Here is a 21,367-nt window from a genome sequence, read left to right as displayed (position 1 = left end):
GTTTTGCGTCCCTTCGTTCGTTTTATTAGCGTTTCCCACGATTCCAAACAGAATCGGGCCCGTCGCGCCAGCGCCCTTATCGCGCGCTCAAATTGCCAAAACCTTGATTCAGGTCAAGTTCATGTTATCAGCGCATAGGGTGCCACTTGACAGAAATCAATGCGGCGCTGTGTCGTATGCCCCAGACTTCTGTTTCGAGACAGCCTCGGTGGCACTTTCTGGAGAATACGCATGGCTTACAAATCAATTGTCACATTTCTGGGCAGTGAGGCCGAGTTGTCAGCAACGCTGCCAGCGGCACTGGCCTTCGCGCGCGACCATCAGGCGCATTTGACGTCGTATCTCTTGGGCGTCGATATGACCCCGGCGGGTGGGTTTTACATGGGAGCCTCGCCAATCCTGCTTCAGGAAACGCTGGAACGCGCGCAGCACGAGGCCGAGGCCCTCGAAGTGATCGCCCGACGTCTGTGCGAAAAACACGACCTCCGTTGGTCCACCGACTCGGCGGTGGTGCAGTTTGGCGGGTTGCCGGCGATGGTCGGCCTGCGCGCCCGATTCTCGGATCTTGTGATCCAGACGAGTCCATACGGCGAAAACGCCCTGCCAACGCAAGAAGCCGCCTTGGAAGCCGCCCTGTTCGAGGGGCAAGCCGCCGTGCTGGTTTTGCCGAACAAGGAACTGCCGGAAGACTTTGGCAAGCGAATCGTCGTGGCGTGGAACCAATCGAACGAGGCGCTCTCTGCCGTGCGCCGCGCATTGCCCTTGCTGCAAGCCGCTGACCATGTCTCGGTTGCGGTGGTCAATCCCCCCGTGCACAGCCCCGAGCGTTCAGACCCCGGCGGATTGCTGACCCAGATGCTGGCCCGCCACGGGGTCCGCGCCGAAGTGTCCGTGCTGGCGAAAACCATGCCGCGGGTGTCTGATGTGTTGATGCGCCATGTTCGCGATATCGACGCCAGCATTCTGGTGATGGGCGCCTACGGGCATTCCCGCCTGCGCGAGGCCATTCTGGGCGGCGCCACGCGCAACGTGCTGGAAAACGCCAAACGCGCGATCTTTCTGGCGCATTAGGGCGAGTCGCGTGTGCGGGGGGATGCGCCCCCACACACGCCGCCCAAGAGTCCTTTGGTCGTTCGGAAATCAGCGCGCGCGTCAAATCAACCCCTGCGCTTGTGCGAGGCAATGCGCGGCGGCAAACTGGATCAGTTCGTCATCGGAAAAGCTACCGTCTCCGACCCAGCGGTTGTATTCATCAATTGCGGAAAGCAACTCCTGCGGCGAGGCATCCAGCCAGCCGTCAACATGGGCATCCGAATCGGCGTAATTGTCAAAATGACCCATCCCGGCATCCACGGATGCCCGGCCAAACTCGTAGACCCCATCAAGCCCTCCGGAACAGGCAACCACGTCATAGCCGTCGCGGATATCTTGCGGACTGGGCGCACCACCTCCGCCCAGAGTCCCCAAAGCCGCGACACTGGCACCTGCGAGACTTGTGTTGATATCGCCGCCCAGATTGACAACACCGGTTCGTACCGCGGCAATGGCCGAAATGCCGAGCCCGACGACGGCCGCGGCCAGCACCGTCCAATCCACGGTCACCGCGCCGCGCTCGTCCCGAAGGAAATCAACCAATCGCATTCCACGCGCTCCGGATCATCTGACTAAGAGGATAGTGTCAGCATCGCGTTGTTTTGTGGCGAATGTTTGGCAAAACCCACCGCCCTTGCAGAGTTCGGCCCGTTTTCCTGCATCGGCGTGGCACTGGTCCCTGTGGCACGTCGCCGCCGGTTCGATTTCACCACATGGTCAAATTTCTTGCCCGATACGCGGAGTGGGTCCACCATGCAGCGATAAACCCGACTCACCAACAGAGAGAGCCCTCATGACCCGTTTGTCCCGCCGCTCATTCCTGATGTCCACGACCGCCGCCGCCGGGCTGGTGATGCTTCATCCGTTTTCCGCCCGCGCCGGCGCCGGGCAGGCGCATCTGCGCGTCCTGACCACCACCGACCTGCACTGCCATGTGCGGGCCTATGACTATTACGCCGACCGCCCGAATGACACGATGGGTCTGGCGCGCACCGCCTCGATCGTCGAGGAAATCCGCGGCGAGGCCACCAACACCCTGACCGTCGACAACGGCGACTATTTCCAGGGCAACCCGATGGGCGATTACATGGCCTATTCGCACGGGATGCATGAGGGCGATCTGCACCCTGTCATGGCGGCGATGAACGCGCTTGGCTATGACGCGGGCACGCTGGGCAACCACGAGTTCAACTATGGTGTCGAGTTCATGGACCTTGTGAACGCGCGCGCCGATTTCCCGCAGGTCTGCGCCAACTTCGCCAGCAGCCTCGGTGCCACGCCGCTTGAGGACACCCTGCACCTGCCGCCTTATGTGATCCTTGACCGGATGCTGATTGATGGCACGGGCGAGGAATTCCCGATCAAGGTGGGAATCATCGGCTTCCTGCCACCGCAGATCATGCAATGGGACCGCGCGCATCTGCACGGTAGGTTCGCCACGCGCGGCATTGTCGAGGCCGCCGAGGCCTGGGTGCCGAAAATGCGCGAAGAGGGCGCGGATCTGGTGATCGCGCTGTCACACTCGGGCATTTCGGATGCGCCCTATGACCCGATGATGGAAAACGCCTCGCTGTATCTGGCCGGGGTCGAGGGCATCGACTGCATCGTTTGCGGCCACCAGCATCAGGTGTTCCCGTCCGCGACCTTCGAGGGCGAAGGCATCGACAACGAGCGCGGCACCCTGATGGGCAAACCCGCCGTCATGGCCGGATTCTGGGGCTCGCATCTGGGCATTCTGGACCTCATGCTGACCCGCGACGGCGACGGCTGGAAGATCGACACCTCGGAAAGCAGCACCCGGCCGATTTCGCGCCGCAACGAGGATCGCTCTTATACCGCGCTGGCCGAGGATTACATTCCGATCATCGACGCCACCGCCGAAGCGCATGAGGAAACGCTGGAGTATGTGCGCGCCGAAGTCGGGCAAAGCTCGGTGCCGCTGTACTCCTATTTTGCGCTGGTGGCGGATGACCCCTCGGTGCAGGTGGTCAGCGATGCGCAGGGCGACTATGTGCGCACCATTCTGGAAGGCACCGAGCACGACGGCATTCCGGTTCTCTCGGCTGCCGCCCCGTTCAAGGCCGGCGGGCGCGGCGGGCCGGAGTATTTCACCGATGTTCCCGCAGGCCCGGTGGCAATCCGCAACGTGGCCGACCTGTATCTCTACCCGAACACGCTGATGGCAGTGCGCATCACCGGCGCGCAGGTGCGCGAGTGGTTGGAACGTTCGGCGGGCATGTTCAACCAGATTGAACCGGGCGTGGCCGATCAGGTGCTGCTGAACCCCGATTTCCCGTCGTATAATTTCGACGTGATCGACGGCGTGACCTATGCAATCGACCTGACCCAGGCGTCGCGTTACAACAACGACGGCGAGGTGGTGAACCCGGACGCGCATCGCATCGTCGATCTGAAGTATGACGGCGCTCCGATTGACCCGGGGGCCGAGTTCATCGTCGCGACGAACAATTATCGCGCTTCGGGCGGCGGGCATTTCCCGGGTGCGGATGGCTCGACCATCGTCTTCCGCGCGCCCGATACCAACCGCGACATCATCGTGCGCTATATCGTGGCCAAGGGCACGATCTCACCGGCAGCGGATGGCAATTGGGGCTTTGCCCCGGTCGAGGGCGCAACGGTGCTGTTTGAAACCGGGCCCGCGGGCGTGCAGTATCTGGGCGACATTCAGGGCCGCGGGATCAACATCGAACCCGCTGGAGACGGCGAAAACGGCTTTGCGCTCTATCGCATCACGCTCTGACATCACAACGACGCGGGCTGCCGGATCGGCGGCCCGCCCACGATCGGACGGACCTTTATGGCTTACGATGAAGGCCTGGCAGATATTCTGCGGGACGCGCTGCACGACACACCCGGCATTGCGGAAAAGAAGATGTTCGGCGGCCTGGTGTTCATGATGGACGGCAACATGTTGTGCGGCGTCCACAAGGGCGGGGGCATGTTCCGGGTCGGCATGGACAATATCGCCGCCGCCCTCGCCGTGGACGGTACGCAGGCAATGGCGTTCACCGGACGGCCGATGCGCGGGTTTGTCGATGTCACCGATGAGACCGTGGCCGATGATGATCGGCGCGCGACGTTGATCAATCTGGCGAAGGGGTTTGTCTCAAAGCTGCCGACGAAATGATTCAGGTTACTGCCGCGTCATAGCGAGCCATCAGGTCATCAAAACTGCTGGACCCGTCGGGGATATCAAGCCCGCGGTTGCGAAGCGCGGTATTGGCCGCCGACATGAGATCAAAGTAGATTTCTGAACCCGCGGGATTTCCGGCATCCAAGGCGTTGGCAGCGCCCATTGACAGTTCAGCGTACAGGCTCCGAAGTTCGTCATCCGAGAAGTTATCCGTATACTCCTGAACCCAATTGGCAATGTCATCTTGCGTGGCGATAAAGGGCGTGTAGCCGCCAGAGGACACGTCCTCGCCTGTCAGTGACGCGACTGCGACGCCAGACAGCGCGCTGTTGACCTCGCCACCCAGGTTGATGACGCCGGTCTGCACACCCAAAATCGTCGTGATCCCAAGTCCTGCGACCGCTGCCGTCAGAACCACCCAGTCAACCGTGACCGCGCCGCGTTCTGACCTGAGAAAGCGAAACAATGGGCGAGCCACGATGATGCGCAGAGAGGAACCTGTTGACACTGACTTGGCCTTTTCGGAGGTTTTTCGATTACATCACCGAATGACCGATGTCGCCAGATCGATAATTCCCGATATTTTATTCAATTACGGCCGACCGCATACGACGCCGCCGCAGCCGCCACCGGCAAAAGACGACGCGCCGGGACGTGCGCCCTCACGATCTGCGCCGTACCGATAGATGCGAACCCGGTCCTGGTCACGATGCGGGGCTGTTTGCTGACGCTTTTGAACCTTCATGGCCTGTCCTCCTGGGGTTGATGGTCCGCGAACAACGGCGGCACCATCCTTCTATTTAGACGGTGGTTTTCGGCGACAATTTGACTCAAATACGATTTAAATGCGGCGGTGCCGGTTTCGCGAGAAACCTACGAATCGCGCGGTGTCGCAGAAAAGCTTGCCCTTTCGGCCTCATAGGCGGCGAGCACCCTCGGATGCGACAACCCGCGACGCTCTATCTGCTGGTTTGTCAGATACAGGACATCCAGCAGATACGGGGTCATCAACGCATCGTTCAAGCTCAGATCGTGGGCCGTCGCCGAGGCATAAGCCAGCAGATTTTCATCGGTGAAGCCGACGATCCCGCGCATGAAACGGGCATATTGCTGGTCATCATAAACCAACAGCGCGGCCGGTCGCGGCGGGTGGGCTGCCGTGAAAACGCCCGAGAACGCCCCGCTGATCGACGCGCTGGCGTGACTTTGGTGTGCATCAGGCTGAAATGCGAATTGCCCGGCAAAGCCCAGCCCCGCGACAACCACAACAGGGGCGACCCAACGGGCCAGAAACGCCCTGATGCGCCCCGACGTTCCGGCGCGATTGACGACACCGTCCGCCGTGACGGCGACGGGCCGTGACGGGCTTGCGGTGATCGAATCCAGATCTCTGTCCCAGTCGAACATGGCCCGTGTCCCTCTGTCCTGTGGCGTGGGTTCACAAGCACCTTCTTCGCAAAAGACGGCGAGACTGCGGCACGTCATGGCCCATTTCGTGACACCGGGTGAACGGATCACCGGTCGGGCAGACTGATCGCCACGAAATCACCGGCATCCGGCATCGAAACCCGAGGCAAACCGCGCCGAGACAGCTCGAAATTCGTCAACAACAAGGTGTCGTGCCAAAAGGGCTGCAAGAGATCATCCGTCGCCTCAAGCTGCGCAAACACCGATTGCGCGTGGCGCGATAACGCGGCGTCGCTGAACGCGCCAATGCCGCGCGCAAAATTCGCATATTGCGCAGGGCCGTATTCGCGCAAACCGACGGGCAATGGCTCCGATTGCGGGCCGCCATGCCCGGCAAGAGCCGCCGGCGTCGCGTCGTTCTGCGGCGGCACAATAACCTGCACCGCAACAACCAGCGCACCGAGGGTGCCCGTCATCGCCAATACGCGCCATGCCGCCCGGAAGCGGCCGGTCTTTCGCGCCGCGTCGCGCTTGGCACCCTGATCCTGGAAACGCGTCTGCTGATACAGCGCCTCAACATCGTCATCCCAGTCAAACATGCGCCACTCTGCTTTCTCAAACCGGGGGTGTTCGCACCGCAGGTCGTTGCCGTCGCCGGAACGTCCCGCCAACGGACAACTTATAGGAGAGAATACGCTTGCGCTTCAAGCACCCGGCCATGGGGCCTGGGCTGTTCACACCAGAAAGCCACCGTCGCTGTCGTCGCCAGCCACTTCGAGCAGACTGTCGAAATCCGGGATCGTGACGTGGCGCTTGCCTTCGATCTCGATCACGCCCTCTTTGCGCAGCGCGCTGATCTGGCGACTGACCGTTTCCAGCGTCAGCCCCAGATATTCCGACATCGCCTCACGGGTCAGCGGCAGATCAACCTCCACGCGGCCCAGGCTGCCCCCCTGTTTCAGCGAGGCGTCGCGCCGCGCGATGATCGCAATCAGGCTGGCAATCTTTTCACGCGCCGTCTTGCGGCCCAAGAGCAGCATCCATTCGCGCGCCGCGTCCAGTTCATCCAGCGTCATTTCCAGCAGACGCTGCCCGACATGCGGGGTCGTCAACATCAGTTCTTCGAACGGCTTCTTGCGAAAGCAGCACATGACCAGATCGGTCGTCGCAACCACGTCATAGGCCGCAGAATCGCGCCCCGGACGACCGACAAAATCGGAGGGCAGCAAAAGCCCCACCATTTGCCGACGGCCGTCTTCCATCGTCTGCGTGAGCGTCGCGATTCCCGACACCACCGAGGCCACGAAATCCATGCGGTCACCGGACCACACAACCGTCTGGCCCGCCTGGAAACTGCGGTAGTATTTGATTTCTTCCAGTTTGATCAACTCGTTGGTATCACAACGCGCGCAAACCGCCCGATGGCGAATCGGGCAATCACCGCAATCGGCATGGACGGTTTTCAAAGATGCATTTGTGGTTTTGGTCATGTTATTGATCTACATCAAGGCTGGGAACCATTCTTCACACAATCTAGGCGAATGAATACCGAATCACAACTCGCCCGCTTGGGGCTCTTTGACGCGCGTGTGCCGCGATACACCAGTTATCCGACTGCGCCGCAGTTCTCGGGTGACGTCGGCGCCGCGCATTTTCGCAGCTGGCTGGCGGCGATTGAGCCGGGCGCACAGATCTCTTTGTACCTGCATGTGCCGTTTTGCAGGCGTTTATGCTGGTTTTGCGCGTGTCGGACCCAAGGCACGAGTTCGGACACCCCGGTCTTGGCCTATGTCGAAACCCTCAAGGCAGAGCTGGCCATGCTGCGCGATGCCTTGCCCGAAGGCGTCACTTTGTCGCGGCTGCATTGGGGGGGCGGCACGCCCACCTTGCTGCCCGCCGACGCCATGCGCGACCTTGCCGCCACAGTTTTCGCGATCACGCCCTTGGCGAAGGATGCCGAATTCTCGGTCGAGATCGACCCCAACGAGATCGACAGCGCCCGGTTGGACGCGCTGGCCGAGGCCGGCATGAACCGCGCCTCGATTGGCGTGCAAGACTTCGACCCCGAGATTCAGGCGATTATCGGGCGCGAGCAATCCTATGAACTGACCCGTAGCGCCGTCGAGGCCATTCGCGCGCATGGCGTGCACAGCCTGAACGCCGACATCCTGTTCGGCTTGCCCAATCAGACCAACAAACGTCTGTCGGAATCGGTACAGAAACTGCTGTCGCTGTCGCCGGATCGCGTGGCGCTTTATGGGTATGCCCATGTGCCGTGGATGGCGCGGCGACAGCAGATGATCCCCTCGGACACCCTGCCCCGCCCCGAGGAACGGCTTGCTCTGTTTGAAACGGCAAACAAGCTGTTCACCTGGGATGGCTATGTCGATATCGGCATTGACCATTTTGCGCGGCCCGATGACCGGCTGGCGATTGCCGCCAGAAACGGCACCCTGCGGCGTAATTTTCAAGGCTATACCGATGACCCGGCGCAGGTCTTGGTGGGGCTGGGGACGTCCTCGATCTCGAAATTCCCGCAAGGCTATGCCCAGATGAACCCGGCAACCGCCGCTTGGGGGAAATCCGTGAATGCCGGTGAATTCGCGACAACCCGCGGCCATGCGTTCAGCGACGACGACCGTCTGCGCGCCCGCATGATCGAGGCGTTGATGTGTGATTTCAAGGTGAGCACCGAGGAACTGCTGCAGGATTTCCCGGTGAGCCGCGCCCAGATCGACGCATTGTTTCAGCCGATTGCCGATAAATTCGGGGATTTCGTGTCGCACACGTCCGAGGGGCTGGCGGTTCCGGTGCCGGGTCGCCCCCTGACCCGCATGATCGCCACGCATTTCGACGCCTATGCGATGACGAAAACCGGGCATTCCTCGGCGATCTGAAGGCAGCTTGCGCGATATCTCAGGGGGTGCCGCGGCTGGATTTGCCACGCCGTGCCGGGGTCCGGCGCGCAACGGGTTTCGACCGGCAGCTCCCAGTCATCCCCGGCGCGGAACGGTTCAGCCGTTTGACGCCCGGTCACGCCCCTGCCACGCCCGCAACGCCTGACCAAACGCGGCGAAAAGCGGTCTGGAAACCGGGTCATTCGCGGCATTGTATTCTGGATGCCATTGCACCGACAGCGTAAAACCCGGCGCATCCTTGATATAGATCGCCTCGGGCGTGCCGTCGGGGGCATAGCCGTCGATCACAATCCGCTTGCCGGGGGTCTTGATACCCTGCCCGTGCAGGGTGTTGGTCATCGCCTCGGACGCCCCCAAAAGCTTGTGAAACACGCCGCCCTCGGTGAAGGTCACGATATGGCGCAGGGCGAATTTTTCCTCGATCGTGCCCTCCGGTGGCATCCGGTGGTTCAACCGCCCGGGCAGATCGCGGATTTCCGGATACAGCGTGCCGCCCATCGCGACATTGACCTCCTGAAAGCCGCGACACACGCCAAAGAACGGCTGGCCGCGCTCGACGCAAGCCCGCACCAGCGGCAAGACGATAGCATCTCGCGAACGGTCGAAATCGCCATGCGCCTCGGTCGGTTCCTCGCCATATTCCTCGGGGTGCACATTGGGCCGCCCGCCAGTCAGCAAGAACCCGTCAAAGGTCTCCAGCAATTCCTCGACCGACACAAAGCGCGGATCGGCCGGCACCAACAGCGGCATCGCGCCGGAAACCTCGGCAATGGCGCAGGAGTTCATCACGCCACCCGCATGGACGGCATAGGTTTCATTCAGCATGGCGCTGTTGCCGATAACCCCGACAACGGGACGCTTTGGCGACATGGTATTACCCGTGGCTCATTCCCTCGGCACGGAACCTAGCCCGCTGACGCGCCAAGGGAAAGGGGGAGTCACGCCTCTGCCGCGATCCCGGCTGCCGCCGCCCCGGCAAGTCCGGCCTCGGCGTCATTCTCCGAAGTATCGCCGGTGATCCCGATTGCGCCGATTATGGCCCCCGCCGCATCCCGCAACAGAACACCGCCCGGCACCGGAATGAACTTGCCGTCATACACGCCGATCAGAGCACCGGCAAACGCCGGGCGCGCCGCGGCCAATGCCAATTGCGCGCGCCCCGCCATGCCCATCATCACCGCCCCATAGGCCTTGCCCTGCGCCAGCGCGAAACGCCCGACCGGCGCGCCATCCTCACGCTCGAACGCCACAACATGACCGCCCGCATCCAGCACCACCACCGACAGCGGCTTGAGCCCCATCTCGCGCCCTTTGGCACGCGTCGCCGCGATGATCACACGCGCCTGCTCCAGTGTCACGCTCATGCCTTGCTCCTTCATCTTGCGAGGAAATACTCACGGGGGGTTCCCAGGGGGGCGCGTGCGCCCCCCTGGGCGGGGGGGTGCGGGGGGCTGGCCCCCCGCACCCCCTCACCTGTTCCGCGCGGCCTTCAATTCCAGGCGGCGCGCATGAAGAACCGGCTCGGTATAGCCCGACGGTTGCTCACGGCCTTTGAACACCAGATCACACGCCGCCAGGAATGCAACCCCATCAAACCCCGGTGCCATCGGTTGATAGAACGGATCACCCGCATTCTGGCGGTCGACAACCTCGGCCATGCGCTTCATCGCGTCCATGGTCTGCACTTGCGAAACCACGCCATGATGCAGCCAGTTGGCGATATGCTGGCTGGAAATCCGGCAGGTCGCGCGGTCCTCCATCAGGCCGACATCGTGGATATCCGGCACTTTGGAACAGCCGACACCCTGATCAATCCAGCGCACCACATAGCCCAGAATGCCCTGCGCGTTGTTCTCGACCTCGGCCAGGATCTGCGCCTCGGTCCATTTTTGATAGCTGGCCAGCGGGATATCCAGCAGCGTTTCCACATGCGCGCGACGCCCGCCGCCGGACAACCGCTTTTGCACCGCGAACACATCGACCTTGTGGTAATGCAGCGCGTGCAGCGTGGCGGCGGTCGGGCTGGGCACCCAAGCCGTATTCGCCCCGGCGCGCGGATGCTCGATCTTCTGGTCCAGCATCGCCGCCATCAGGTCGGGCGCGGCCCACATGCCCTTGCCGATCTGCGCCTTGCCCGACAGCCCGCACTCCAGCCCGATATCGACGTTGCGATCCTCATAGGCCTTGATCCACGCCTTGCGCTTGATGAAATCCTTGCGGCTGAACGGCCCGGCCTCCATCGAGGTGTGGATCTCGTCGCCGGTGCGGTCCAGAAAGCCGGTGTTGATGAACGCCACGCGGTTGCGCGCGGCCCCAATGCACTGCTTGAGGTTCACCGAGGTGCGGCGTTCCTCGTCCATGATGCCCAGCTTGACGGTGTTCGCGGGCAGGCCCAGCGCCGATTCGACACGGGAGAAGATTTCATCGGCAAAGGCCACTTCCTCGGGGCCGTGCATCTTGGGTTTCACGACATAGACCGAGCCTTTGACCGAGTTGCGCAGCCCGTCGGTTTTTTGCAGGTCGTGCTTGGCGATCAGCGTGGTGATCATCGCGTCCATCAAACCCTCAGGCGCTTCATCGCCGTCACGGGTCAGGATCGCCGGGTTGGTCATCAGGTGGCCGACATTGCGGATCCACATCACGGCGCGCCCCTTCAGGACCACCTCGGACCCATCCGCCCCGGTGATCACCTTGTCGGCGTTCAGGTGCCGCGACACCGTCTGCCCACCTTTCTTGAACTCCTCGGACAGCGTGCCTTTCATCAGCCCCAGCCAGTTGCCATAGGCTTGCACCTTGTCCTCGGCATCGACACAGGCCACCGAATCCTCGCAATCCATGATCGCTGACAGCGCGCTTTCCAGATGCACGCCCGCCAACAGGGCCTGATCGCGGCTGCCGATCAGATGCGCGCGGTCGAACACCAGTTCAACATGCAAGCCGTTGTTGATCAGCATCACCGTGTCGGGCGCCTTGGGGTTGCCGGTGTAGCCGACGAATTTGCCCGGGTTGATCAGCGGCAGGTCATCGACCAGCAACGCGCCGTCCTTGACGCTATAGCGCCGCGCATCGGCGTGGCTGCCGCCCTCGATCGGAAAGGCCTCGTCCAGGAACACCCGAACCCGCGCCACGACCCGCGCACCCCGGCCACGCTCATAACCGCCCGCCGGAGGGGTCGAGCCCATCGCGTCGGTGCCATAGAGGCAGTCATACAGACTGCCCCAGCGCGCATTGGCCGCGTTCAGCGCATAGCGCGCGTTGGTGATCGGTACGACCAGCTGCGGCCCGGCGATGCTGGCGATTTCGGGGTCCACGTTGGTGGTGCCGATCTGGAAATCCTCGCCCTCGGGCAGCAGATAGCCGATCTGTTCCAGGAATGCCTTGTAAGCCGGGGCATCGTGCGCCTGCCCCCTGTGATCGCGGTGCCAGGCGTCGATCTTTGCCTGCAACTCATCACGCTTGGCCAGAAGTGCGCGATTCTTGGGGGCGAGGTCATGGATCAGACTGGAAAACGCCGCCCAAAACGCCTTGGCCTCGATGCCCGAACCGGGCAGAGCCTGCGTGTCGATGAATTCCGCCAGATGTGCGTCAACCTGCAATCCGTCCTTGTCGATTCGTTGCGCCATGATGCGCCCTCCATGTTCGCCGCGCGTCTCCGACGCGTCCCTGTATGCTGCGGAATACAGGTAGGGAATTTGTTTCCGATAGGCAACACCGATCCCAAAGCCGCGCCACCGGAGACGGACGCTGAACGCCGCAAAACCGCCCGCCGGCCATGTTTATTCTTGCGCGACTCGCGTCGATGGTTGCGAATACCCGCGATCAGATCCAAAGGAGCGCGCAATGCCCCGCATGATTTTTGTCAATCTCCCCGTGGCCGACCTGCCCCGCGCGATGAAATTCTGGCGCGCGCTCGGGTTCGATTTCAACCTCGAATACACCGACGACACCGCGGCCTGTCTGGTCCTTTCGGACACCATCTTCGCAATGCTGTTGACGCATGACAAATTCCGCGGCTTTTCGCGGTCGGAAATCGCCAAGACGCCGCAGGCGCGTGAGGTTCTGCTGGCCTTGACGGTGGAAACCAGAGAGGATGTGGACCGCCTCTGTGATGCCGCCGGCACGCTGGGCGGTGCAGCCCATGGCGAGCCGGTCGATCACGGGTTCATGTATTACCGGGCGATCACCGACCCGGATGGCCATATCTGGGAACTGACCCATTTTCCGCCACAAGACAGCGCGTAAGGCACTGATTCAAAGGACTTTCGGAATGATCTTGGACCCTGACACCGACCTTGTGTTGACGCGCAAATCGAACGCCCCGCGCGCGACCGTTTGGCAATGCTGGACGACGCCCGAGCACCTGATGCAATGGTTCGTGCCCGCGCCCAACACCGTCACGGCCTGCACCCTCGATCTGCGGCCGGGTGGGGCGTGCAAGACCACCTTTGATATCGGCGGCACGGTGATGGAGAATAACGGCGTGTATCTGGAGATCGTGGAGGGCCGCAAACTGGTGTTCACCGACACCTATACCGAGGGCTGGAAGCCCGCGCCCGAGCCTTTCATGACCGCCATCATCCTTCTGGAGGACGCCGACGACGGCGGCACGCAGTACACGGCCATCGCGCGACACCGCACGCCCGAGGCCGCGAAACAGCATGAGGAGATGGGGTTTCACACGGGCTGGGGGATCGTGGCGGATCAACTGGATGCCTATGCGCTGTCCTTGGCCACGGCCTGACATCCGGCCTACAGGTCCAGGGCCATTTGCCCAAGCGCCGCGCGTCGGGGTGCGGCGGGGATACGGCGCGCGAAGGTGACCATGCGCGCCTTTGCCGCGCGCGCGGCCGAGGCCGGATCGACCAAGGGTTCGGGGTAGCGCCCGTTCAACGCCTCGCGCGCGGAGGGCCAGAACCATGGGGTGTGCAGGAAGTCACCGGGCACCGGCGCAAGCTCTGGCAGCCAGCGCCGCGTAAACCCGCCGTCCGGGTCCAGTTTGCGCCCCATGGTGATCGGGTCGATGATCCGCCCTTGCGTCAGGCGCGACATCTCATGCCGCAGGATCGCCGGGTCATAATCGACACAGGACCGCGCCAGATGCAGACCCACGGCCTCGGCCCCAAGGCGCAGATGATGCACGCCAAACCCGGCGACAACAGCCCGCGCGCGCGCCTCAAGCCAGCCGGTTGCGCGCAGGTAGCGCAGGCAGGCATCCACAAACGGAACGCCCGTCTCGCCGGCGGACCATGCCGCAAGGCGCTGGGCATCGGGGATGTCATCCTCATGCGTGTCCGCCAAGGCCGTAGCGCCGGGATCACGCCGGCGCAGGCATTTGTCGAACCGGCGCAGACCGGTCGCCCACGCCCGCTGCCCGCGCCGCGCGGATTTTTCCTGTGCGACCCGCTGCGCAACATCGCGCGACGAGACCACGCCCCACGCCAGATAGGGCGACAGACGCGAACTCAGACGCTCTGCAGTCAGCGCAGGCATGGCGGCCGGGTCATAGGTCTGCGCGCGACTCGACAAGAACCGATCCAGCGCGAGCTCTGCCGCCGCGCGCCCGCCGGTTTGCCGGTACGGGCACCGATCCTCGGCCAATTTCAGCGACCGCGCGGTTGGCACGCCGCCCGTCCCCTCGAACAAAGGCGTCAGCGCGGGGGGATCGGCCAAAGGCCCCGCGCCCGATTGCGAGACCTCGACCCACGGCACCCCCGTGTCACCGGCCCAGGCCCTGACGCGCGCATTGCGGGCGATGCTCCAGTCTGTACCGGCCTCAACGTGCGAGAGGATCTGATCGACCTTGTGCTTGGCATGAAGTCGCGCCAGAACCGTGACCGCATCCCCCTCGCGCACGATCAAGGGCTGGCCAAGTTCGGCAAGATCGCGGCGCAATTCGACCAGTGATTCCGCCACGAAATCCCATTGCCGCGCCGAAGCGTCAGGCTGCAACCAAAGCCCGGGCTCGACGATATAGACCGGCAACACGCCGCCCTGCGCCGCAGCAAGGGCAAGCGCCGGGTGGTCTATGACCCGCAGGTCGCGTTTGAACCAGACAAGCGAAAGCATAGAAACCCGCCACTTGGGGGCGCCGCCATCCTGCGCCCGCATGTTCACGGTTTACCCCTAGTTTCGCATCTCTCGCAACCACCTTTTGCCGCAAGAGTGTCATGGCCTCACCGCCAAAGAACCCCACCTGCGCCCAAGTGTTGCCACAGGCGGACAGCAAGGTGAGCGCAGTCCCGGTATTCCAGAAAGGAAATCAACCATGCGCACGCACCCCACCACCCTCAGCCGTCTCGGCAAGGCCGTGAAACTGCCGTTCAACATTTTCGCCGATGAAGAAGATCGCGTGATGATGCGTCTGGATGAGATGCACAAAACCATGCCCAGCACGCTGCCGGAAAAGCGTTTCTTCAAACACTGACCGTCACACCGGGCAGGCGAAGCGCGGTCAACAGATCGCGCAATTCCTGCCGGGCGGCGACGTTGGACATGTTCAACTGATCAACGCCCACATCGCGCAGGTCCAGCAAGGTCAGGCCGCGCGGGAACAGTTCGCGAAAGATGACGCGCTCATTGAAACCGGGCGCGACACGAAATCCGATCCGCTTTGACAGCTGATCCAATGCCTCGCCCACCTTGCGCTTGTTGTGCATCTGTTGCGCGCCCAGACGGTTGCGCACGACGATCCAGTCAATCGGCTTCAGCCCGGCTTGTGCCCGCAATTGCCGCGCCTGCCAGACCATCTCGGCATAAATCGACGGCCCCAGCACCTTGTTGCTCAAGGGTTCGATCCGCGCCAACAGATCAAAATCCACGAAACTGTCATTCATCGGCGTGATCAGCGTATCGGCCAGCGAATGCGCCACCTGGCTCAGGCGCGTGTGGCTGCCGGGACAGTCGATCACGACAAATTCGCACTCGGCGTCCAGCCCGCTGATCGCCTCGGACAGGCGATGATCGTGGATGTTTTCATCCGGGCCAAGGCTGGCCGCGTCGATCTCGGGCAGCTCGCGATATTGCGGCGTCGGCAGAGACAGACGCTCATGCGCCATCATCGCCATACGGTTCTCGATGTAACGGCCGAAACTGCGCTGCCGCAGGTCCAGATCGAGCGCGCCGACCTTGTAACCCATGCGTGCCAAGGCCGTCGCGACATGCATCGCGGTGGTCGATTTCCCCGACCCACCCTTCTCATTTCCGGTGACGATGATATGCGCCACAAACTCTTCCTGATTGTTCTGCGCCAAACCTGCGCGCGCCGACAATAGGGTGCGCGCCCGCCAGAGGGAAGCGCCGACGCACCAACTTATTCGATCGCGGTGCCAAACATGACGATCATCAGCCCCAAGCCCGAAAAGCCCGCAAAGATCCCGGCGCGCAATTTGTGGGTCGGCCAGTTTCGCACCGCCGCGATACCGGCTTGCACGGCATAATAGGCGGCAAATGCACGCGACGCATACGAGATGATCTGAAACACATCGGCCGTCCAGGTGATCACCAGCCCTAAACCCACCGTGACCGCATAGGCCTGTTTGGGCTTCAGGCGGTTTCGGCTGAGTTCGGTGATCAATCCGCCCGACCCATTGGTATCGGCCACGGCTGCCGAAAACTGCGCCGCCAAGGCCGCCGCAACCAGCAACACCGGCAAGATCGGAGAAATGATCCCCATCATATCAACAATGGCCGTTTCCGACAGATCAACCGCATCGGGCTGAAAGCTGTAGGCAATAAATACAATGTAAATAAGGTAGATTGCCGCCGAGATGATCTGCGCCAGCCGCATCGACCGTATGCGCGTTTCAGCGTCATAGGTGTGTCCCAGATAGCGCGAGGTCTCAAAACCCTGCACGGTGACGATCATCCCGAAGCCCAGCGTGATCCCCGTCCAACCCGTGATTTGCGCAGGCGCGACAACCACAGTCCCGGCGTTGAGCGTTTGCGCAAGATAGATGCCCAGCGCCACCAGCAACCCGGCGATGATCGACAGCTTCAACGCAACCGAGCCGTATTCCATGGATTCCAGCAGGGCAAACCCCCGAGTCCAACCCACACCCAGGATGACGAGATAGACCGCCGTCGCCAATATCCGGCCATAGACGGGTTCCGTCAGCGGTGTCAGCGACAAGGCAAATGCACCGAGCAGGTTGAGGTAGTAGGCGACCGAAATGATATAGGCAAAGCCCAGCAGCGCCGAGGCCAGGGTTTCGGCCCGGCCATGCGGCACACCCTTATCCCCGAAGGCTGCAATGTTGTCACGGATGGCGGCACCGACCCCCCAGGAAACCGCGCAGAGCAGGATCATCGCCAACGGGGCGAACCAGCCGAATGCATGGTTCAACAGCGGCCCCAGGACCAGGAAGCCCGAGCCGATGATTGACGCCAACGGGGTGATGATCGCGCGCCAGACCACCGCTTTGCGCAGACGCGGCACAGCAAGCACGGCGCCGGTGCCGATCGTCGCCAGCAAAATCGCCAGTTCCAGCAACATGAACAGGCCTCGTGAAAAGCCGGGACTATGACACAGGGTTCGTAAAATTCAAAACGCCGCTACGAGTGTAGCGGCGTTCCAAATTGCCAGACGTCTTGGATCAGAAACCCAGACCGGCGTATTTGCTCTTGAACTTCGACACACGGCCGCCGGTGTCCATCAAGCGCGAGGTGCCGCCGGTCCAGGCCGGGTGCACGCTGGGGTCGATGTCCAGCGCCATCGAGTCGCCTTCGGCGCCCCAGGTCGAACGCATCTGCACGACGGTGCCGTCGACCAGCTTGACGTTGATCGTGTGGTATTCGGGATGAATCGCGTCTTTCATGGTCGGGCTCCTTACTCGGCGGCGCTTGGTGCGCGGTAGTTGGATTGTTCAGCGATACGAGCCGACTTGCCGCGACGATCGCGCAGGTAGTACAGCTTGGCGCGACGGACACGGCCGCGGCGGACCACGGTGATGCTGTCGATGTTGGTCGAATAGAGCGGGAACATCCGCTCCACGCCTTCGCCGAACGAAATCTTGCGCACGGTGAACGAACCGGCGATGCCGGCGCCGTTGCGGCGGCTGATGCAGACGCCTTCAAACATCTGAACGCGCGAGCGGGTGCCCTCGGTCACTTTATAGCCGACGCGGATGGTGTCGCCGGCTTTGAAATCCGGGATCTCTTTGGCCAGAGCAGCGATTTGCTCGGCTTCGATCTGTGCGATCAGGTTCATTCTGATCTACTCCTATCATCTGTCACGGTTGTTCCGTGAATTGTGTGCCGCCCAAGAGCTCTGTGTCTTCTATCGGGTCCCGTCAAAACAGCCCGCCAGAGATAAGGTCGTCCTTGCGTTTTCATGACCCTGCGGGGTCCGGGTTCCATCGAAGAAGATGGGGCCACGCAGGAACAGGCCCGGTGGCCGATTCCGGCCCCAGACTGGCGCGGTATAGGGGGCGAATGGGGGCGGGTCAAGCGAATCGGCGAGGCGGGGGACAGCGTGATGTCCCACCGGGGGACACAGTGAGAGACACGCAAAATCAAGGGCTTGGCGTGCAGCGTTTACGAAATCTTAGCATTCCCCACGGACCGACGCCTAAAAAACAGCGGCATCAGCCGTCACAAAAAGCGCGAGAGATGCCCGGCCCAGAGACGCCTGTCGTATTGCGGTTGCCAAGCGCGGCGAGACTTTGTCTGATGCGGCAACCACCCGATCACAGGAAACGGCCCGCACCCATGAGCATCTTCGAGAAATACCTGTCCCTGTGGATCGCGCTGGCGATGGTCGCCGGTCTGGTTCTGGGCACGCTTGCGCCGGGGCTGGTGGCGGCGACGGCGGCGGCCGAGTTTGCCAGCGTCAATCTGGTGGTCGCGGTGCTGATCTGGGCCATGGTCTATCCGATGATGGTCGGCGTCGATCCCGGCTCGTTGCGCGATGTGGCCCGCCAACCGCGCGGCTTGCTGATCACGCTGGTGGTGAACTGGCTGATCAAACCATTCACCATGGCGGCGCTGGCGGTGATCTTTTTCCAATACGTCTTTGCCCCCTGGATTCAGCCCGAGGATGCGTCGCAATACATCGCCGGGCTGATCTTGCTGGGCGCGGCCCCCTGCACGGCCATGGTCTTTGTCTGGTCGCAACTGACGCGCGGCGACGAGACCTATACCCTGCTGCAAGTCTCGGTGAACGACCTGATCATGGTCATCGCCTTTGCGCCGATTGTCGCGCTGCTGCTGGGCGTTACCGATATTTCCGTGCCGTGGGAAACGCTGGTGCTGTCGGTGGCGCTGTTCATCGCGCTGCCCTTGGCCGCCGGGCTTGTCACCCGCAAGATGCTGCGGACCTCGGCGGCGATCGAGGCATTTCAGGCACGGGCAAAGCCGTTTTCGATCATCGGGCTGATCGCGACGGTGGTGATCCTGTTCGGCTTGCAGGGGCATGTGATCGTCTCGGACCCGTTTGTCATCGTGCTGATCGCGGTGCCGATATTGTTGCAAAGCTATGGCATTTTCGCGCTTGCCTATGCGGCGGCCTTTGCGCTGAAGGTGCCGCATCGCATTGCCGCCCCCTGCGCGCTGATCGGCACGTCGAATTTCTTTGAACTGGCGGTGGCGGTGGCCATCAGCCTGTTTGGCCTGCACTCTGGCGCGGCGCTGGCCACGGTTGTCGGCGTGCTGGTCGAGGTGCCGGTCATGCTGTCTCTGGTGGCCTTTGCCAACCGCACACGCGCGCGGTTTCCCGCATGACCCCGTAACCCGAGGACTCTGATGCAAAGCCCTGTGATGCGCCAAAGCGAACGCCTGCCCAGCATTGATATCGCGCGCGGCGTGGCGCTGATCGGCATGGTGGTGTTTCACTTCACGCTGGATCTGGAGATCTTTGGCTGGGTCGCGCCGGGCAACATCCTGCGGCCGGGCTGGATGGGGTTTGCGCGGCTGGTGGCGGGCAGTTTCGTGTTTCTGGCCGGGGTCAGCATGATCCTTGCGCATGGCGCGGGCATCCGCTGGCGCAGCTTTCGGCGCGGCACGGCGCTGGTCGCGGTGGCGGCGCTGGCGGTCAGTGTGGCGACCTATCTTGCCATGCCGGAGATGTGGATTTTCTTTGGCATCCTGCATATCATCGCCGTCAGCCGCGTGCTGGGGCTGGCGTTTCTGCGGGTTCCGGCCTGGGCGCTTGTGGTCCTGGGCGCGGGCGTTTGGGCGCTGCCCTATCTGATCAGCTTCGATCTGTTCAACCCGCGCACGCTGGCGTGGATCGGCTTTGCCAGCGCCGCCCCCCTGAGCATGGACCTTGAGCCGATTTTCCCGTGGTTCGGGCCGTTCCTGCTGGGCATGGCGGCGGCGCGGCTGTGGGCGGCCAAGCTGTCCGGGCTTACGCTGCGCCCCGGCGCGCTGGGTCGCGGCTTGGCCTGGGCGGGGCGGCACAGCCTGTGGATTTACCTGATCCATCAGCCGGTGTTGATCGCCGGGCTTTGGCTGGTGACACCGCTGCTGCGCGGCTAGGGTTTGGTTTTCAGATGCGCGGCCCACAGGTCCGGGCGACGGTGTTGCGTCAGAGCCTCGGATTGCGCCCGCCGCCATTTGGCGATCTCGGCATGGTTGCCCGATTGCAGAACGGGGGGGATCGCATGGCCGCGCCATTCGGCGGGGCGGGTGTATTGCGGGTGCTCCAGCAAGCCGTGGGAAAAGCTTTCCTCGACCGCGGAGTCGGCGTTGCCCAGAACGCCCGGCAACAGGCGCACCGTGGCGTCGATCAGAGCCTGCGCGGCGATCTCGCCGCCGGTCATCACGAAGTCGCCAAGGCTGATTTCCTCGATATCGTAGTCTTGCAGCACGCGCTCATCGACCCCCTCGAAGCGACCGCAAAGCAGGGTCACGCCGTCCGCCTTGGCGAGGCGGCGGGCGGTGGCCTGATCAAAGGGGCGACCGCGCGGCGACAGGTAGATCACCGGCCAGCGGGCGCGGTCTGGCGTGTCGGTGGCGGCGTGATCGAGCGCGCGTGACAACACATCGGCGCGCAGCACCATGCCCGCGCCGCCGCCTGCGGGCGTGTCATCAACATTGCGGTGCTTGCCCTCGCCAAACGGGCGCAGGTCGATGGGTTGCAGCGCCCAGTGCCCCGAGTCCAGCGCCTTGCCGGTCAGCGACGCACCGAGGACGCCGGGGAACACCTCGGGAAACAGGGTGATGACCTTGGCGGTCCAGGCCCCCTTGAGGCGCGGCGGGCCGGCCATCAGGTCGCTGGGCTGGCGCGAGAGGTTGATGGCGACGCGGCCATGCGAGCGTCTTGGGGCCTCAGGCGGCGTGTCGTCGCTCATTCCAGCAGCCCCTCGGGCGGGTCGGCGATGATGCGGCCGCTCGCCAGATCGACGGTCGGCACGACGGCCAGGGTGAAGGGCAACAGCGCGCTGCCCTTGCCGGGACGCTGGATTTCCAGCAGGTCGCCCGCGCCGTGGTTCTGCACGGAACTGACCCGGCCCAATTCGGCGCCGCCGGTATCCAGCACGGTCAGGCCGATCAGGTCGGCGTGGTAATATTCATCGTCGGGCAAGGCGGGCAGCTTGCTGCGGTCGGCATAGAGGCGCAGGCCGCGCAGAGCCTCGGCCTGATCGCGGTCGCTCACGCCGCCCAAACGCGCCGAGAACCCGTTGGGAATCGGCTTGCCCAGCGAGATGGTGAAGGAGCGGGTGCCGTCCTCGGAGTAAAGCGGGCCATACTGGCCGATCGCCTCGGCCTCGGCACAGAAGCTTTTCAGCCGCACCTCACCGCGGACACCGAACGCCCCGGCAATGGCCCCTACGCAAACGCGGTCAGACATAGAACACTC

The 21,367-nt window shown here is 63.0% G+C and carries 24 protein-coding genes; 9 read left to right on the top strand and 15 right to left on the bottom strand.

Translation table 11 applies throughout. The features are described 5' to 3' along the window. The first annotated feature begins 231 nt into the window (after positions 1 to 231). On the top strand, positions 232 to 1,071 hold the full coding sequence (locus tag VDQ28_RS07750) for a universal stress protein (protein WP_323035390.1): 840 nt from the start codon (positions 232 to 234) through the stop codon (positions 1,069 to 1,071). A gap of 81 nt (positions 1,072 to 1,152) precedes the next feature. On the opposite strand, the gene VDQ28_RS07745 is transcribed toward VDQ28_RS07750, so the two are convergent. Further along, complete coding sequence (locus tag VDQ28_RS07745) at positions 1,153 to 1,641, bottom strand: hypothetical protein (RefSeq protein ID WP_323035389.1); 489 nt, start codon at positions 1,639 to 1,641, stop codon at positions 1,153 to 1,155. A 244-nt stretch (positions 1,642 to 1,885) separates the two neighbouring features. Between VDQ28_RS07745 and VDQ28_RS07740 the strand changes: the two genes are divergently transcribed. Further along, positions 1,886 to 3,853 (top strand): bifunctional 2',3'-cyclic-nucleotide 2'-phosphodiesterase/3'-nucleotidase, encoded by a 1,968-nt coding sequence (locus tag VDQ28_RS07740; protein ID WP_323035388.1) that lies wholly within the window; start codon positions 1,886 to 1,888, stop codon positions 3,851 to 3,853. A 57-nt stretch (positions 3,854 to 3,910) separates the two neighbouring features. Then, positions 3,911 to 4,240 (top strand): TfoX/Sxy family protein, encoded by a 330-nt coding sequence (locus tag VDQ28_RS07735; protein ID WP_323035387.1) that lies wholly within the window; start codon positions 3,911 to 3,913, stop codon positions 4,238 to 4,240. 1 nt (position 4,241) lies between these two features. Here VDQ28_RS07735 and VDQ28_RS07730 read toward each other — a convergent pair whose 3' ends face one another. From VDQ28_RS07730 to fnrL, 4 genes are all read right to left on the bottom strand, one after another. Beyond that, on the bottom strand, positions 4,242 to 4,724 hold the full coding sequence (locus VDQ28_RS07730; RefSeq protein WP_323035386.1) for a hypothetical protein: 483 nt from the start codon (positions 4,722 to 4,724) through the stop codon (positions 4,242 to 4,244). A gap of 395 nt (positions 4,725 to 5,119) precedes the next feature. Then, on the bottom strand, positions 5,120 to 5,653 hold the full coding sequence (locus VDQ28_RS07725) for a hypothetical protein (protein WP_323035385.1): 534 nt from the start codon (positions 5,651 to 5,653) through the stop codon (positions 5,120 to 5,122). 107 nt (positions 5,654 to 5,760) lie between these two features. Continuing rightward, entirely contained in the window at positions 5,761 to 6,252 is a 492-nt protein-coding gene (locus tag VDQ28_RS07720; protein WP_323035384.1) for a hypothetical protein, read from the bottom strand. A gap of 135 nt (positions 6,253 to 6,387) precedes the next feature. Further along, positions 6,388 to 7,143: a transcriptional regulator FnrL gene (gene fnrL / locus VDQ28_RS07715; protein WP_323035383.1), complete on the bottom strand. Its 756-nt coding sequence runs from the start codon at positions 7,141 to 7,143 to the stop codon at positions 6,388 to 6,390. Positions 7,144 to 7,194: 51 nt separating this feature from the next. Between fnrL and hemN the strand changes: the two genes are divergently transcribed. Continuing rightward, complete coding sequence (gene hemN, locus VDQ28_RS07710) at positions 7,195 to 8,550, top strand: oxygen-independent coproporphyrinogen III oxidase (RefSeq protein ID WP_323035382.1); 1,356 nt, start codon at positions 7,195 to 7,197, stop codon at positions 8,548 to 8,550. Between the two features lie 117 nt (positions 8,551 to 8,667). Here the strand turns inward: hemN and VDQ28_RS07705 are convergent, their stop codons facing one another. The 3 genes from VDQ28_RS07705 to VDQ28_RS07695 form a co-directional block, all read right to left on the bottom strand. Further along, positions 8,668 to 9,441, bottom strand: a complete 774-nt coding sequence (locus VDQ28_RS07705) for a gamma-glutamyl-gamma-aminobutyrate hydrolase family protein (protein WP_323035381.1) — start codon at positions 9,439 to 9,441, stop codon at positions 8,668 to 8,670. A 68-nt stretch (positions 9,442 to 9,509) separates the two neighbouring features. Continuing rightward, entirely contained in the window at positions 9,510 to 9,935 is a 426-nt protein-coding gene (locus tag VDQ28_RS07700) for a heme-binding protein (RefSeq protein ID WP_323035380.1), read from the bottom strand. 105 nt (positions 9,936 to 10,040) lie between these two features. Next, complete coding sequence (locus tag VDQ28_RS07695) at positions 10,041 to 12,194, bottom strand: malate synthase G (RefSeq protein WP_323035379.1); 2,154 nt, start codon at positions 12,192 to 12,194, stop codon at positions 10,041 to 10,043. A 217-nt stretch (positions 12,195 to 12,411) separates the two neighbouring features. Here VDQ28_RS07695 and VDQ28_RS07690 point away from each other — a divergent pair, with 217 nt between their 5' ends. Together VDQ28_RS07690 and VDQ28_RS07685 are read left to right on the top strand one after the other, a co-directional pair. Beyond that, on the top strand, positions 12,412 to 12,813 hold the full coding sequence (locus VDQ28_RS07690) for a VOC family protein (RefSeq protein WP_323035378.1): 402 nt from the start codon (positions 12,412 to 12,414) through the stop codon (positions 12,811 to 12,813). Positions 12,814 to 12,838: 25 nt separating this feature from the next. Continuing rightward, positions 12,839 to 13,312: an SRPBCC family protein gene (locus tag VDQ28_RS07685; RefSeq protein ID WP_323035377.1), complete on the top strand. Its 474-nt coding sequence runs from the start codon at positions 12,839 to 12,841 to the stop codon at positions 13,310 to 13,312. Between the two features lie 8 nt (positions 13,313 to 13,320). Here VDQ28_RS07685 and VDQ28_RS07680 read toward each other — a convergent pair whose 3' ends face one another. Beyond that, entirely contained in the window at positions 13,321 to 14,637 is a 1,317-nt protein-coding gene (locus VDQ28_RS07680) for an FAD-binding domain-containing protein (protein ID WP_323035376.1), read from the bottom strand. A gap of 199 nt (positions 14,638 to 14,836) precedes the next feature. On the opposite strand from VDQ28_RS07680, the gene VDQ28_RS07675 reads away from it, so the two are divergent. After that, positions 14,837 to 14,995 (top strand): hypothetical protein, encoded by a 159-nt coding sequence (locus VDQ28_RS07675; protein WP_323035375.1) that lies wholly within the window; start codon positions 14,837 to 14,839, stop codon positions 14,993 to 14,995. Here VDQ28_RS07675 and VDQ28_RS07670 read toward each other — a convergent pair. The 4 genes from VDQ28_RS07670 to rplS all read right to left on the bottom strand — a co-directional run bounded on the left by VDQ28_RS07670 (position 14,985) and on the right by rplS (position 17,776). Further along, positions 14,985 to 15,794: a division plane positioning ATPase MipZ gene (locus VDQ28_RS07670; RefSeq protein WP_323035374.1), complete on the bottom strand. Its 810-nt coding sequence runs from the start codon at positions 15,792 to 15,794 to the stop codon at positions 14,985 to 14,987. The two genes, VDQ28_RS07675 and VDQ28_RS07670, sit on opposite strands and share 11 nt — an antisense overlap. An 86-nt stretch (positions 15,795 to 15,880) precedes the next feature. Beyond that, positions 15,881 to 17,062 carry a hypothetical protein gene (locus tag VDQ28_RS07665; RefSeq protein WP_323035373.1) on the bottom strand — a complete coding sequence of 394 codons (1,182 nt, stop codon included), beginning with the start codon at positions 17,060 to 17,062 and terminating at the stop codon, positions 15,881 to 15,883. 100 nt (positions 17,063 to 17,162) lie between these two features. Then, positions 17,163 to 17,384, bottom strand: a complete 222-nt coding sequence (gene rpmE / locus VDQ28_RS07660) for a 50S ribosomal protein L31 (RefSeq protein ID WP_323035372.1) — start codon at positions 17,382 to 17,384, stop codon at positions 17,163 to 17,165. A gap of 11 nt (positions 17,385 to 17,395) precedes the next feature. Beyond that, positions 17,396 to 17,776, bottom strand: coding sequence for a 50S ribosomal protein L19 (gene rplS / locus VDQ28_RS07655; RefSeq protein WP_323035371.1), 381 nt, complete (start codon positions 17,774 to 17,776; stop codon positions 17,396 to 17,398). 500 nt (positions 17,777 to 18,276) lie between these two features. On the opposite strand from rplS, the gene arsB reads away from it, so the two are divergent. After that, positions 18,277 to 19,287: an ACR3 family arsenite efflux transporter gene (gene arsB, locus VDQ28_RS07650; protein WP_323035370.1), complete on the top strand. Its 1,011-nt coding sequence runs from the start codon at positions 18,277 to 18,279 to the stop codon at positions 19,285 to 19,287. 21 nt (positions 19,288 to 19,308) lie between these two features. Next, the gene (locus VDQ28_RS07645; RefSeq protein ID WP_323035369.1) at positions 19,309 to 20,043 is read left to right on the top strand and encodes a heparan-alpha-glucosaminide N-acetyltransferase; all 735 of its coding nucleotides are present in this window, start codon (positions 19,309 to 19,311) and stop codon (positions 20,041 to 20,043) included. On the opposite strand, the gene trmD is transcribed toward VDQ28_RS07645, so the two are convergent. Both trmD and rimM read right to left on the bottom strand, forming a co-directional pair. After that, positions 20,040 to 20,858, bottom strand: coding sequence for a tRNA (guanosine(37)-N1)-methyltransferase TrmD (gene trmD / locus VDQ28_RS07640; RefSeq protein ID WP_323035368.1), 819 nt, complete (start codon positions 20,856 to 20,858; stop codon positions 20,040 to 20,042). The two genes, VDQ28_RS07645 and trmD, sit on opposite strands and share 4 nt — an antisense overlap. Further along, positions 20,855 to 21,358, bottom strand: a complete 504-nt coding sequence (rimM, locus tag VDQ28_RS07635; RefSeq protein WP_323035367.1) for a ribosome maturation factor RimM — start codon at positions 21,356 to 21,358, stop codon at positions 20,855 to 20,857. Before rimM ends, trmD begins: the two co-directional genes overlap by 4 nt. Positions 21,359 to 21,367 lie beyond the last annotated feature (9 nt).

Origin of the sequence: Pararhodobacter sp. (assembly GCF_034676545.1) — a bacterium.
In the GTDB taxonomy this organism is placed as follows: domain Bacteria; phylum Pseudomonadota; class Alphaproteobacteria; order Rhodobacterales; family Rhodobacteraceae; genus Pararhodobacter.
Note: the sequence above shows the minus strand (reverse complement) of the source record. Positions and strands in the feature narration are given on the sequence as shown.

What these genes read in the sequence shown, in the direction of transcription:
- VDQ28_RS07680 (WP_323035376.1), bottom strand. Translation starts at nt 14,637, where the DNA reads ATGCTTTCGCTTGTCTGGTTCAAACGCGACCTGCGGGTCATAGACCAC.
- fnrL (WP_323035383.1), bottom strand. Translation starts at nt 7,143, where the DNA reads ATGACCAAAACCACAAATGCATCTTTGAAAACCGTCCATGCCGATTGC.
- hemN (WP_323035382.1), top strand. Translation starts at nt 7,195, where the DNA reads ATGAATACCGAATCACAACTCGCCCGCTTGGGGCTCTTTGACGCGCGT.
- VDQ28_RS07665 (WP_323035373.1), bottom strand. Translation starts at nt 17,062, where the DNA reads ATGTTGCTGGAACTGGCGATTTTGCTGGCGACGATCGGCACCGGCGCC.
- trmD (WP_323035368.1), bottom strand. Translation starts at nt 20,858, where the DNA reads ATGAGCGACGACACGCCGCCTGAGGCCCCAAGACGCTCGCATGGCCGC.
- VDQ28_RS07750 (WP_323035390.1), top strand. Translation starts at nt 232, where the DNA reads ATGGCTTACAAATCAATTGTCACATTTCTGGGCAGTGAGGCCGAGTTG.
- arsB (WP_323035370.1), top strand. Translation starts at nt 18,277, where the DNA reads ATGAGCATCTTCGAGAAATACCTGTCCCTGTGGATCGCGCTGGCGATG.
- VDQ28_RS07720 (WP_323035384.1), bottom strand. Translation starts at nt 6,252, where the DNA reads ATGTTTGACTGGGATGACGATGTTGAGGCGCTGTATCAGCAGACGCGT.
- VDQ28_RS07740 (WP_323035388.1), top strand. Translation starts at nt 1,886, where the DNA reads ATGACCCGTTTGTCCCGCCGCTCATTCCTGATGTCCACGACCGCCGCC.
- VDQ28_RS07735 (WP_323035387.1), top strand. Translation starts at nt 3,911, where the DNA reads ATGGCTTACGATGAAGGCCTGGCAGATATTCTGCGGGACGCGCTGCAC.
- VDQ28_RS07690 (WP_323035378.1), top strand. Translation starts at nt 12,412, where the DNA reads ATGCCCCGCATGATTTTTGTCAATCTCCCCGTGGCCGACCTGCCCCGC.
- VDQ28_RS07745 (WP_323035389.1), bottom strand. Translation starts at nt 1,641, where the DNA reads ATGCGATTGGTTGATTTCCTTCGGGACGAGCGCGGCGCGGTGACCGTG.
- rpmE (WP_323035372.1), bottom strand. Translation starts at nt 17,384, where the DNA reads ATGAAAGACGCGATTCATCCCGAATACCACACGATCAACGTCAAGCTG.
- VDQ28_RS07700 (WP_323035380.1), bottom strand. Translation starts at nt 9,935, where the DNA reads ATGAGCGTGACACTGGAGCAGGCGCGTGTGATCATCGCGGCGACGCGT.
- rplS (WP_323035371.1), bottom strand. Translation starts at nt 17,776, where the DNA reads ATGAACCTGATCGCACAGATCGAAGCCGAGCAAATCGCTGCTCTGGCC.
- rimM (WP_323035367.1), bottom strand. Translation starts at nt 21,358, where the DNA reads ATGTCTGACCGCGTTTGCGTAGGGGCCATTGCCGGGGCGTTCGGTGTC.
- VDQ28_RS07675 (WP_323035375.1), top strand. Translation starts at nt 14,837, where the DNA reads ATGCGCACGCACCCCACCACCCTCAGCCGTCTCGGCAAGGCCGTGAAA.
- VDQ28_RS07705 (WP_323035381.1), bottom strand. Translation starts at nt 9,441, where the DNA reads ATGTCGCCAAAGCGTCCCGTTGTCGGGGTTATCGGCAACAGCGCCATG.
- VDQ28_RS07725 (WP_323035385.1), bottom strand. Translation starts at nt 5,653, where the DNA reads ATGTTCGACTGGGACAGAGATCTGGATTCGATCACCGCAAGCCCGTCA.
- VDQ28_RS07645 (WP_323035369.1), top strand. Translation starts at nt 19,309, where the DNA reads ATGCAAAGCCCTGTGATGCGCCAAAGCGAACGCCTGCCCAGCATTGAT.
- VDQ28_RS07685 (WP_323035377.1), top strand. Translation starts at nt 12,839, where the DNA reads ATGATCTTGGACCCTGACACCGACCTTGTGTTGACGCGCAAATCGAAC.
- VDQ28_RS07695 (WP_323035379.1), bottom strand. Translation starts at nt 12,194, where the DNA reads ATGGCGCAACGAATCGACAAGGACGGATTGCAGGTTGACGCACATCTG.